This window comes from Xanthomonas sp. NCPPB 1638, from assembly GCF_041475635.2.
In the GTDB taxonomy this organism is placed as follows: Bacteria; Pseudomonadota; Gammaproteobacteria; order Xanthomonadales; family Xanthomonadaceae; genus Xanthomonas; species Xanthomonas cucurbitae.
The window spans coordinates 873,695-885,856 of the sequence record NZ_CM192984.1 but is presented as its reverse complement, the minus strand read 5'-3'; the positions used below and the strand labels follow the sequence as shown (position 1 = coordinate 885,856).

The window sequence follows — 12,162 nt, the reverse complement described above, 5'->3', positions numbered from 1 at the left end:
ACTCAGCCCTTCTTGGTGACAGCGTCGGCGATATTGGCCGGCGCCTCTTCGTAGTGGTCGAACTCCATCGAGAACGTGGCACGGCCCTGGCTCATCGAGCGCAGCGAGGTCGCGTAGCCGAACATCTCGCCCAGCGGGATCATCGCGTTGATGATCTTGCCCGACGGGCTGTCGTCTTGACCCTGCAGCACGCCACGACGACGGCTCACGTCGCCCATCACGTCGCCCAGGTAATCCTCCGGGCTGACGATTTCGACCTTCATGATCGGCTCCAGCAACACCGGGCTGGCTTTCGCAAAGCCCTGCTTGAACGCCATCGACGCGGCCAGCTTGAACGCCATTTCCGAGGAGTCGACGTCGTGGTACGAGCCGAACACCAGCTTGACCTTCACGCCCACCACCGGGAAGCCGGCGATCGGACCACTGGTGATCGTTTCGCGCAGACCCTTTTCGACCGACGGAATGAATTCCTTCGGGATGATGCCGCCGGTGATGTCGTTGATGAAGAGGAAATCGTCCTTGACGTTATCGCTCTTGCGATCTTCCTCGGTCATCGGCGACAGCTCGATCACCACGTGACCGTACTGACCCTTACCACCGGACTGCTTGGCGTGCTTGTAGTCGGACTTGACGTCGGTCTTGCGGATCGTTTCGCGATAGGCCACCTGCGGCTTACCGACGTTGGCCTCGACATTGAACTCGCGACGCATGCGGTCGACGATGATGTCCAGGTGCAACTCGCCCATGCCGGAGATAATGGTCTGGCCGGATTCTTCGTCGGTCTTGACGCGGAACGAGGGGTCTTCCTGCGCCAGACGACCCAGCGCCGTACCCATCTTTTCCTGGTCCGACTTGGTCTTCGGCTCCACCGCCATCGAGATCACCGGCTCCGGGAACACCATGCGTTCCAGGGTGATGATCTTGTCCTGCGCGCACAGCGTGTCACCGGTGGTGACGTCCTTCAGACCCACGGCAGCGGCGATGTCACCCGCGCGCACTTCCTTGATCTCTTCGCGATTGTTGGAATGCATCTGCAGGATGCGGCCCACGCGCTCTTTCTTCGACTTGACCGGGTTATAGACCTGGTCGCCGGAGTTCAGCGTGCCCGAATAGACACGGAAGAACGTCAGCGAACCCACGAACGGGTCGGTCATGATCTTGAACGCCAGCGCCGAGAACGGCGCGGTGTCGGTCGCAGGACGGCTGTCTTCCTTCTCGTCGTCGTCGATACCCTGCACCGGCGGACGGTCGGCCGGCGACGGCAACAGGTGCACCACGCCGTCGAGCATGGCCTGCACGCCCTTGTTCTTGAACGCCGAGCCACAGAACACCGGTACGATCTCGACCTTCAGGGTGCGCTCGCGCAAGCCCGCAAGGACTTCTTCCTCGCTCAGGTCGCCCTCGTTGAGGTACTTGTCCATCAGGTCTTCGCTGGCTTCTGCAGCCGCTTCGACCATGAACGAACGTGCCTCGGTCGCGATCTCGACCAGGTCGGCCGGGATGTCGCGGTATTCGAAGGTGGTGCCCTGCGAAGCGGAGTCCCAGTGAATGGCCTTCATCTTCAACAGATCGACCACGCCCTCGAAGCCGTCTTCGGCACCGATCGGCACCTGCATCGGCACGGCGTAGGCGCCCAGACGGGCCTTCAGCTGCTCAACGACCTTGTTAAAGTTGGCACCGGTACGGTCCATCTTGTTGACGAAGGCCATGCGCGGCACGGAGTACTTGTTGGCCTGGCGCCACACGGTCTCGGACTGCGGCTGCACGCCACCGACGGCACACAGCACGAACACCGCACCGTCGAGCACGCGCAAGGAGCGCTCCACTTCGATGGTGAAGTCGACGTGCCCGGGGGTGTCGATGATGTTGAAGCGGTGCTGCGGCATGGACTTGTCCATGCCGGTCCAGAACGCGGTGGTCGCTGCGGAGGTGATGGTGATACCACGCTCCTGCTCCTGCTCCATCCAGTCCATCACTGCAGCGCCGTCATGGACTTCGCCGATCTTGTGACTGACACCGGTGTAGAACAGGATGCGCTCGGAAGTGGTGGTCTTGCCGGCATCGATGTGCGCCATGATGCCGAAATTGCGGTAACGCTCGATAGGGGTGGTACGGGCCACGGGGAGCCTCTCAATTTCTTGGATTTCGGATGGCCGAACGCCGCCTTTCGGCGGCCTTCGGATTGAATGCGACGCTAACTGCGTCGCAAACAGCACTCGGTGGTGCTGAAGGGCCCCGTTACCAAGGCCCCCGAGGTCACCAGCGGTAGTGTGCGAACGCCTTGTTCGCTTCCGCCATACGGTGCGTCTCTTCGCGCTTCTTGATCGCGCCGCCACGGCTTTCCGAGGCGTCCAACAGTTCGGCAGCCAGCTTGCGCGGCATGGTGTTCTCGCCACGCTTGCGCGCGGAATCGATCAACCAGCGCATTGCCAGCGCCATGCGACGGGAGGAGCGCACTTCGACGGGCACCTGATAGGTAGCACCACCGACGCGACGCGATTTGACTTCGACAGCCGGGGCCACGTTGTCCAGTGCTTTCTGCACCAGCTCGACGGCATTCGGATTCTTTTCGCCAATGACGTCCATCGCGCCATAGACAATTTTCTCAGCAACCGACTTCTTGCCACTTTGCATCACCATATTGATGAAGCGGGCAATGGTTTCGCTGCCATGCTTGGGATCAGGCAGGACGGTGCGCTGCGGAGTAGAACCTTTACGGGACATTGGAGTATTTCCTTAGCTCTTCGGGCGCTTGGCGCCGTACTTGGAACGACCTTGACGGCGCTTTGCGACGCCGGCGGCGTCCAGCGAACCACGGACGGTGTGATAACGCACACCGGGAAGATCCTTGACGCGGCCACCGCGAATCAGGACCACGGAGTGCTCCTGCAGGTTGTGGCCTTCACCACCGATGTAGCTGATGACCTCCTCCTGGTTCGTCAGGCGCACTTTGGCGACCTTACGCAGGGCCGAGTTCGGCTTCTTCGGGGTGGTGGTGTAGACGCGTGTGCAGACGCCACGGCGCTGCGGACACTTGTCCAGTGCCGGAGAGGCACTCTTGTAGGTGGTCGCTTGCCGGGGCTTGCGGACCAGCTGATTGATCGTTGCCATCAGTCGATTCTTCTGATTGGAGGCCGAAACGGCCTTGCATGAACACGAAGGCAGGCCGCGAGTCGGCCCACCAAGACAGAGAAGTATAGCTGGCAGGACAAAACTCCGTCAACTTCACGGAAATCTAACCCTGTTGGTCCCTCCCGGACCGGAAAACGGAGGGCCTCCTGCCCTCCCTTTCGCCTGGCTTGCGGCGGCCTTGCGACCACCGCCGGAGCGCTTACTCTTCGTCCGCGCCAGCGTCGGCCACGGTGGCGACCGGCTCGACCACCGCCGGCTTGCCCGACAGCGTTTCCATTTCCGAGTCGGTCAGACCCGAGGCCTTGCGACGGCCGGCGTGATACGCCAGACCGGTACCGGCCGGGATCAGACGACCCACGATGACGTTCTCCTTCAGGCCGCGCAGGTTGTCGCGGGTGCCGCGAACGGCCGCCTCGGTCAACACGCGGGTGGTTTCCTGGAACGAGGCCGCCGAAATGAACGACTCGGTGGCCAGCGAGGCCTTGGTGATGCCCAACAGCACCGGGTCGTACTTGGCCGGCAGCTCAGAACGCGTGGTCAGGCGTGCATTTTCCTCGATGACGCGCTGGCGCTCGACCTGCTCGCCGTTGAGGAACTTGCTGTTGCCCTGATCGACGATCTCGACCTTGCGCAACATCTGGCGGGTAATCACCTCAATGTGCTTGTCGTTGATCTTCACGCCCTGCAGGCGGTACACGTCCTGGATTTCCTTGACCAGATACGCCGCCAGCGGCTCGACACCCAGCAGACGCAGGATGTCCTGCGGGCTCGGCTCGCCGTCCACCACGGTCTCGCCCTTGGTCACATGCTCGCCTTCGAACACGATGATCTGGCGATACTTGGGGATCAGCTCTTCGTGTTCCGAACCATCGGTGTCCTTGATGATGAGGCGCTGCTTGCCCTTGGTGTCCTTGCCGAAGCTGATGATGCCCGAACGCTCGGCCAGGATCGCCGGATCCTTCGGCTTGCGTGCTTCGAACAGGTCGGCGACGCGCGGCAGACCACCGGTGATGTCGCGGGTCTTGGACGCTTCCTGCGGGATCTTCGCCACCACGTCGCCCACGCCGACGGCGGCGCCGTCCTGCAGGTTGACGATGGAGCGCGGCGGCAGCAAGTACTGCGCCGGCAGATCGGTGTTCGGGATGGTCAGGTCGTTGCCCTTGCCGTCGACGATGCGCACGATCGGCCGCAGTTCCTTGGCCTGTGCACCGCGACGCTTCGGGTCGGTGATTTCACGCGAGGCCAGACCGGTCAGTTCGTCGGTTTTCTCGATGACGGTGACGCCGTCGACGAAGTCGATGAAGCGGATGAAACCGGCCACTTCCGACACGATCGGGTGGTTATGCGGATCCCAGTTGGCCACGCCCTGGCCGGCCTTGACCGCATCACCGTCCTTGGCGGTGATGGTGGCACCGTAGGGCAGCTTGTAGCGCTCACGCTCGCGGCCGTGGCCGTCGAGCACCGACAACTCGCCCGAGCGCGACACCGCTACCAGCGAGCCGTTGGCATGCTCGACCGACTTCAGGTTGTTGAACTTCACCGAACCGGTCGTCTTGACCGTGATGTTGTCCACTGCCGCCGCACGCGAGGCCGCACCACCGATGTGGAACGTACGCATGGTCAGCTGGGTGCCCGGCTCGCCGATGGACTGGGCCGCGATGACGCCGACCGCTTCACCGATGTTGACCTGGTGACCGCGTGCAAGATCGCGACCGTAGCAGCGTGCGCACACGCCGAACGAGGATTCGCAGCTGATGGTCGAACGTACCTTCACCGACTGCACGCTGGCGTCTTCGAGCTTGGCGACCCAGGCTTCGTCCAGCAGCGTGTTGCGGGTGACGATCGGCTCTTCGTCGTTGCCCGGCAGGTAGACGTCTTCGGCCACGACACGGCCCAGCACGCGCTCGCGCAGCGGCTCGACCACGTCGCCGCCTTCCACGATCGGGGTCATGATCAACCCTTCGGTGGTGCCGCAATCGACTTCGGTAATCACCACGTCCTGCGCCACGTCGACCAGACGACGGGTCAGGTAACCCGAGTTGGCGGTCTTGAGCGCGGTGTCGGCCAGACCCTTACGCGCGCCGTGGGTGGAGTTGAAGTACTCCTGCACGTTCAGGCCTTCGCGGAAGTTGGCCTTGATGGGCGTCTCGATGATCGAGCCGTCCGGACGCGCCATCAGGCCGCGCATACCGGCCAGCTGGCGGATCTGCGCCTGGCTACCACGCGCGCCGGAATCAGCCATGATGTACAGCGAGTTCATCGACTTCTGGTCGATGGTCTGGCCCTTGGCGTTCTCGACCTTTTCGGTACCGATGGTGTCCATCATCGCCTTGGCGATGCGCTCGCTGGTCCGCGACCAGATGTCCACGACCTTGTTGTAGCGCTCGCCGGCGGTGACCAGACCGGACTGGTACTGCTCCTGGATTTCCAGCACTTCGGCTTCGGCCTCGGTGAGGATGCCCTTCTTCTCGTCCGGGATCAGCATGTCGTCGATGCCGATCGACACGCCGGCGCGGGTGGCGTAGGCGTAGCCGGTGTACATCAGCTTGTCGGCGAACACGACGGTGTCCTTCAAGCCCAGCAGGCGGTAGCTGGAGTTGATGAGGCGCGAGATGTTCTTCTTGGTCATCTCGGTGTTGGCCAGCTGGAACGGCAGGCCTTCGGGCAGGATCTCGCTCAGCAGCGCACGACCGACCGTGGTGTCCACGATCGAGGTGCCGCTGGTGCGCTTGCCGTCGACAGCGTCGATGTCCACCTGGGTGATGCGGACCTTGACCTTGGCGTGCAGTTCCACCACGCGATTGTCGTATGCGCGCTTCACTTCGCTGGTGTTGGCGAACACCATGCCCTCGCCCTTCTTGTTCTCCAGGGCGCGGCTCATGTAGTACAGGCCCAACACCACGTCCTGCGAGGGCACGATGATCGGCTCGCCGTTGGCCGGCGACAGGATGTTGTTGGTGGACATCATCAGCGCACGCGCTTCCAGCTGGGCTTCCAGCGAGAGCGGCACGTGGACGGCCATCTGGTCACCGTCGAAGTCGGCGTTGAAGGCGGTACACACCAGCGGATGCAGCTGGATGGCCTTGCCTTCGATCAGCACCGGCTCGAACGCCTGGATGCCCAGGCGATGCAGGGTCGGCGCACGGTTCAGCAGCACCGGGTGTTCGCGGATGACTTCTTCGAGGATGTCCCACACCTCGGCCTCTTCGCGCTCGACCAGCTTCTTGGCCGCCTTGATGGTGGTGGCCAGGCCACGACGCTGCAGCTTGGCGAACACGAACGGCTTGAACAGCTCCAGCGCCATCTTCTTCGGCAGGCCGCACTGGTGCAGCTTGAGGTACGGACCGACGGTGATGACCGAACGGCCGGAGTAGTCCACGCGCTTGCCGAGCAGGTTCTGGCGGAACCGGCCCTGCTTGCCCTTGATCATGTCGGCCAGCGACTTCAGCGGACGCTTGTTGGTGCCGGTGATGGCACGGCCGCGGCGGCCGTTGTCCAGCAGCGCATCGACCGATTCCTGCAGCATGCGCTTTTCGTTGCGCACGATGATGTCCGGCGCATTGAGCTCCAGCAGGCGACGCAGACGGTTGTTGCGGTTGATGACGCGACGGTACAGATCGTTCAGATCCGAGGTCGCGAAACGGCCACCATCCAGCGGCACCAGCGGACGCAGGTCCGGCGGCAGCACCGGCAGCACGGTCATGACCATCCACTCCGGGCGGTTGCCCGATTCCAGGAAGGCTTCGATCAGCTTGATGCGCTTGGTGAGGCGCTTGAGCTTGGTTTCCGAACCGGTGCTGGCGATTTCCTCGCGCAGGCGGGTCATTTCCGACTGCAGGTCGATCGTGCGCAGCAGCTCGTACACGGCCTCGGCGCCCATGGCGGCGTCGAAATCGTCGTTGTACTCCTGGCGTGCGGTCAGGTACTGCTCTTCGGTCAGCAGCTGGCGGCGCTCCAGCGGGGTCAGGCCCGGCTCGGTGACGACGTAGGCTTCGAAGTACAGCACGCGCTCGATGTCACGCAGGGTCATGTCCAGCATCAGGCCGATGCGCGAGGGCAGCGACTTGAGGAACCAGATGTGCGCGACCGGCGAGGCCAGGTCGATGTGGCCCATGCGCTCACGACGTACCTTGGCCAGGGTGACTTCGGTGCCGCACTTTTCGCAGACCACGCCACGGTGCTTCATGCGCTTGTACTTGCCGCACAGGCACTCGTAGTCCTTGATCGGTCCGAAGATGGCGGCGCAGAACAGGCCGTCACGCTCGGGCTTGAAGGTCCGGTAGTTGATGGTTTCGGGCTTCTTCACTTCGCCGTAGGACCACGAACGGATCAGGTCCGGCGAGGCCAGCGCGATCTTGATCGCGTCGAAATCCAGCGTCTGGCGCTGCTGATTGAAGAGGTTGAGCAGGTCTTTCATTTGATATCTCCGGGTCGGAGGAATTCGTATCTGAGATGGGCGGGAAGCGTGTTATCTCGGGACTGGGGACCCGGAAAGCGAGGAGCACAAAGCTCCTGCTCTCCCGGGTCCCGGGTCCCGGCTCTCACTCTTCCAGTTCCATGTTGATCGCCAGCGAGCGGATTTCCTTCACCAACACGTTGAAGGATTCCGGCATGCCCGCGACCATCTCGTGCTCACCATCGACGATGTTCTTGTACATCTGGTTGCGGCCCTGCACGTCGTCGGACTTCACCGTCAGCATTTCCTGCAGGGTGTAGGCCGCGCCGTAGGCTTCCAGCGCCCAGACTTCCATCTCACCGAAGCGCTGACCACCGAACTGCGCCTTACCACCCAGCGGCTGCTGGGTCACGAGCGAGTACGGGCCAGTCGAGCGCGCATGCATCTTGTCGTCGACCAAGTGGTTCAACTTCAGGTAATGCATGTAGCCGACCGTGGTCTTGCGATCAAACGCCTCGCCGGTGCGACCGTCGTACAGCTGGGTCTGGCCGCTCTGCGGCAGTTCGGCCAGTTCCAGCATGCGCTTGATTTCCGCTTCGCTGGCGCCGTCGAACACCGGGGTCGCCATCGGCACGCCGTCGATCAGGTTCTTGCCCAGGTTGAGCAATTCCTCATCGCTGAACTGCGACAGATCCACGCGCTGTGCATTGATCGCGTTGTCGTGGTTGTAGATGTCGTCCAGGAACTTGCGCAGCTCGCTGACCGCCGCCTGGGCTTCCAGCATGCGCTGGATCTTGCGACCCAGGCCCTTGGCGGCCCAACCCAGATGCACTTCCAGAATCTGGCCGATGTTCATACGCGACGGCACGCCGAGCGGGTTCAGCACGATGTCCACCGGCTCGCCGGTGGCCATGTACGGCATGTCCTCGACAGGTACCACGTTGGAGACCACACCCTTGTTGCCGTGGCGGCCTGCCATCTTGTCGCCCGGCTGGATGCGACGCTTCACGGCCAGGAACACCTTGACCATCTTCAGCACGCCCGGTGCGAGGTCGTCGCCCTGGGTGATCTTGCCGCGCTTGTCGGCGAAGCGTGCCTCGAATTCCTTCTCGTGCGCCTGGATCTGCTTCTGTGCGCGTTCGATGGCATCGGCGGCGTCTTCGTCCTTCATGCGCAACTGGAACCAATCGGACTTCTTCAGCCCGTCCAGATACGCGTCGGTGACGTTGTCGCCCTTCTTCAGGTTCGGACCGCCGTTGGCGACCTTACCCACGATCTGCGAGCGCAGACGTGCGTAGATGGCCGCTTCCAGGATGCGGAACTGGTCGTCGAAGTCCTTCTTGACGCGCTTGATCTCGGATTCTTCGATCTGGCGCGCACGCTTGTCCTTCTCGATGCCATCGCGGGTGAAGACCTGCACGTCGATGACGGTGCCGTCCATGCCCGGGGGCACGCGCAGCGAGCTGTCCTTCACGTCGGACGCCTTCTCACCGAAGATCGCTCGCAGCAGCTTTTCTTCCGGGGTCAGCTGGCTTTCGCCCTTCGGCGTGACCTTGCCCACCATGATGTCGCCGGCGCGCACTTCGGCACCGATGTACACCACGCCGGACTCGTCCAGACGGTTCAAGGCCTGCTCGGACACGTTCGGGATGTCGGCGGAGATTTCCTCCGGCCCCAGCTTGGTGTCGCGCGCCACGCAGGTCAGTTCTTCGATGTGGATCGTGGTGTAACGATCTTCTTCCACCACGCGCTCGGAGAGCAGGATGGAGTCTTCGAAGTTGTAGCCGTTCCACGGCATGAAGGCGATCAGCATATTCTGGCCCAGCGCCAGTTCACCGATGTCGGTGGACGGGCCGTCGGCCAGCACGTCGCCGCGCGCAATCACGTCACCCACATTGACCAGCGGACGCTGGTTGATGCAGGTGTTCTGGTTGGAGCGGGTGTACTTGATGAGGTTGTAGATATCCACGCCGGCATCGGTGCCGCCGCCAATTTCTGCCTCGTTGACCTTGACCACGATGCGGGCCGCGTCGATCTGCTCGATCACGCCACCACGCAAGGCATTCACGGTCACGCCCGAGTCGCGCGCAACGGCACGCTCGATGCCGGTACCGACCAAGGGCTTTTGCGAACGCAGCGTTGGCACGGCCTGGCGCTGCATGTTGGCGCCCATCAAGGCGCGGTTGGCGTCATCGTGTTCCAGGAACGGCACCAGCGCCGCTGCGACCGACACGGTCTGCATCGGCGAGACGTCCATGAAGTGGACTTCCGCCGGCGGCTTCAACAGCGACTCGCCCTGGAAACGGCACGGCACGAACTGCTCGGTGAGCATGTTCTTGGCGTCGGTCAGCGCGTTCGCCTGGGCGATCACGTACTCGTTTTCTTCGATCGCCGACAGGTATTCGACGTCGTCGGACACCTTGCCGTCCAGCACCTTGCGGTACGGCGTCTCGAGGAAGCCGTACTGGTTGGTGCGGGCGAACACGGCCAGCGAGTTGATGAGACCGATGTTCGGGCCTTCCGGGGTTTCGATGGTGCAGACGCGGCCGTAATGGGTCGGATGCACGTCGCGCACTTCAAAGCCTGCGCGTTCGCGGGTCAGGCCGCCCGGACCCAGTGCGGAGACGCGACGCTTGTGCGTCACTTCCGACAGCGGGTTGTTCTGGTCCATGAACTGCGACAGCTGCGAGGAGCCGAAGAATTCCTTGATCGCGGCAGCCACCGGCTTGGCGTTGATCAGTTCCTGCGGGGTCAGGCCTTCGGATTCGGCCATCGACAACCGCTCCTTGACCGCGCGCTCGACGCGGACCAGGCCCACGCGGAACACGTTCTCGGCCATTTCGCCAACCGAACGCACGCGACGGTTGCCGAGGTGATCGATGTCATCGACCACGCCGCGACCGTTGCGGATCTCGGTGAGCACCTTGATGACTTCCAGGATGTCGGAGGTGTCGGTGTGCTCGGCGACCAGGCGCTTGGATTCTTCGTCGTTGCGCTCGGCAAAGTACTTCTTGTCGTACAGCACCGACTCGCCCAGCACGTCCTTGCGGCCGACGCGGCGGTTGAACTTCATGCGGCCGACCGTGGACAGGTCGTAGCGCTCGAAGGTGAAGAACAGGTTGTGGAACAGGTTTTGCGCGGCTTCCTTGGTCGGCGGCTCGCCCGGGCGCATCATGCGGTAGATTTCGACCAACGCTTCCAGCTGCGTCTTGGTCGGATCGATGCGCAAGGTGTTGGACAGGTACGGACCACGGTCCAGGTCGTTCACCCACAGGGTGCCGACCGCGTCGACGCCGGCCTTGCGGAACGCCGCCAGCTGGTCTTCGCTGATTTCGTCGTTGGCATTGGCCAGCAGTTCGCCGGTCGAGCCATCCACCACGTCGTGCGACAGGATGCGGCCAACCAGGTAGTCGTCCGGCACGGCCAGCGCGGCAACGCCGGCGGCTTCCAGCTGCTTGACGTGACGCGCGGTGATGCGCTTGCCCGCTTCCACGATGACCTTGTCGCCATCGGCCAGGTCGAAGTTCAGCGTTTCACCACGCAGACGCTCCGGCACCAGCTCCAGCTGCACGCCTTCGTCCGGGTTGATGTGGAAGGTGTTGATCTCGAAGAACTCGGCCAACATCTCTTCGTTGCTGTAGCCAAGCGCGCGCAACAGGATCGATACCGGCAGCTTGCGGCGACGGTCGATACGGGTGAACAGCGCGTCCTTCGGGTCGAATTCGAAGTCCAGCCAGGAACCGCGGTACGGGATGATGCGGGCGCTGTACAGCAGCTTGCCCGAGCTGTGGGTCTTGCCACGGTCGTGGTCGAAGAACACGCCCGGCGAGCGGTGCAGCTGCGAGACGATCACGCGCTCGGTGCCGTTGACGATGAAGGTGCCGTTGCCGGTCATCAGCGGGATTTCGCCCAGATAGACCTCCTGCTCCTTCACGTACTTGATGGCCTTGGTGGACGACTCGCGGTCGTAGATCACCAGGCGCACGGTCACGCGCAGCGGCGCGCCATAGCTCATGCCGCGCTGACGGCATTCACGCTCGTCGAACACCGGCTGACCCAACTTGTAGCCCACGTACTCCAGCGCAGCGTTGCCGCTGTAGCTGGAGATCGGGAACACCGACTTCAGAGCGGCATGCAGACCGAGGTCCTTGCGCTTGGTCGGTTCCACGTCTTCCTGCAGGAATTCGCGGTAGGAGTCCACCTGGATGGCAAGCAGGAACGGCACTTCGAGGATCGAACGCTGCTTGCCGAAATCCTTGCGGATACGCTTTTTTTCGGTGAACGAATAAGACGTCATGAGGTCTTCACCCTAGGCTGCGGGGCCACGTTGCGGCGGCCCTGAAATAACAAAATTGAACCCGCGCACATGGATGTGCGCTGCTCTTGTGAGGGACTCACGTTCAAGTTGTCAGTTGGAAGTCGCTGGTATTGCCGGCACCAGCACGCCTTCTCCCGCTACTTCCAACTACCAACTCGGTGAGGCCGGGAATCGGGGATGGAGGACTGGGAATCGGATGAGCACGCGATGTCGCATTTGCGATTCCCAAATCCCGATTCCCGATTCCCGTCCGAAACGGCCAAAGGCCGGGGGCTTTACGCCCCCAGCCTTCAGTGCATCACCATGAAACGCTGGC

General features: G+C 62.8%; 5 protein-coding genes. All 5 read right to left on the bottom strand.

Annotation, left to right across the window (positions count from 1 at the left end):
- Window positions 1–2: 2 nt before the first annotated feature.
- Window positions 3–2,120, bottom strand: coding sequence for an elongation factor G (fusA, locus tag ACCQ13_RS03755; protein WP_104605375.1), 2,118 nt, complete (start codon window positions 2,118–2,120; stop codon window positions 3–5).
- Between the two features lie 136 nt (window positions 2,121–2,256).
- Window positions 2,257–2,724 (bottom strand): 30S ribosomal protein S7, encoded by a 468-nt coding sequence (rpsG, locus tag ACCQ13_RS03750; protein ID WP_005993356.1) that lies wholly within the window; start codon window positions 2,722–2,724, stop codon window positions 2,257–2,259.
- Window positions 2,725–2,736: 12 nt separating this feature from the next.
- A complete protein-coding gene (gene rpsL, locus ACCQ13_RS03745) occupies window positions 2,737–3,111 on the bottom strand; it encodes a 30S ribosomal protein S12 (RefSeq protein WP_003469157.1) in 375 nt (124 codons plus the stop codon).
- 220 nt (window positions 3,112–3,331) lie between these two features.
- Complete coding sequence (gene rpoC, locus ACCQ13_RS03740; RefSeq protein ID WP_104605373.1) at window positions 3,332–7,549, bottom strand: DNA-directed RNA polymerase subunit beta'; 4,218 nt, start codon at window positions 7,547–7,549, stop codon at window positions 3,332–3,334.
- Window positions 7,550–7,673: 124 nt separating this feature from the next.
- Window positions 7,674–11,825 carry a DNA-directed RNA polymerase subunit beta gene (gene rpoB / locus ACCQ13_RS03735; RefSeq protein ID WP_104605371.1) on the bottom strand — a complete coding sequence of 1,384 codons (4,152 nt, stop codon included), beginning with the start codon at window positions 11,823–11,825 and terminating at the stop codon, window positions 7,674–7,676.
- Between the last annotated feature and the right edge of the window lie 337 nt (window positions 11,826–12,162).

Coding starts and splice junctions, on each gene's coding strand:
- rpsG (WP_005993356.1), bottom strand. CDS start 2,724: ATGTCCCGTAAAGGTTCTACTCCGCAGCGCACCGTCCTGCCTGATCCC.
- rpsL (WP_003469157.1), bottom strand. CDS start 3,111: ATGGCAACGATCAATCAGCTGGTCCGCAAGCCCCGGCAAGCGACCACC.
- rpoC (WP_104605373.1), bottom strand. CDS start 7,549: ATGAAAGACCTGCTCAACCTCTTCAATCAGCAGCGCCAGACGCTGGAT.
- rpoB (WP_104605371.1), bottom strand. CDS start 11,825: ATGACGTCTTATTCGTTCACCGAAAAAAAGCGTATCCGCAAGGATTTC.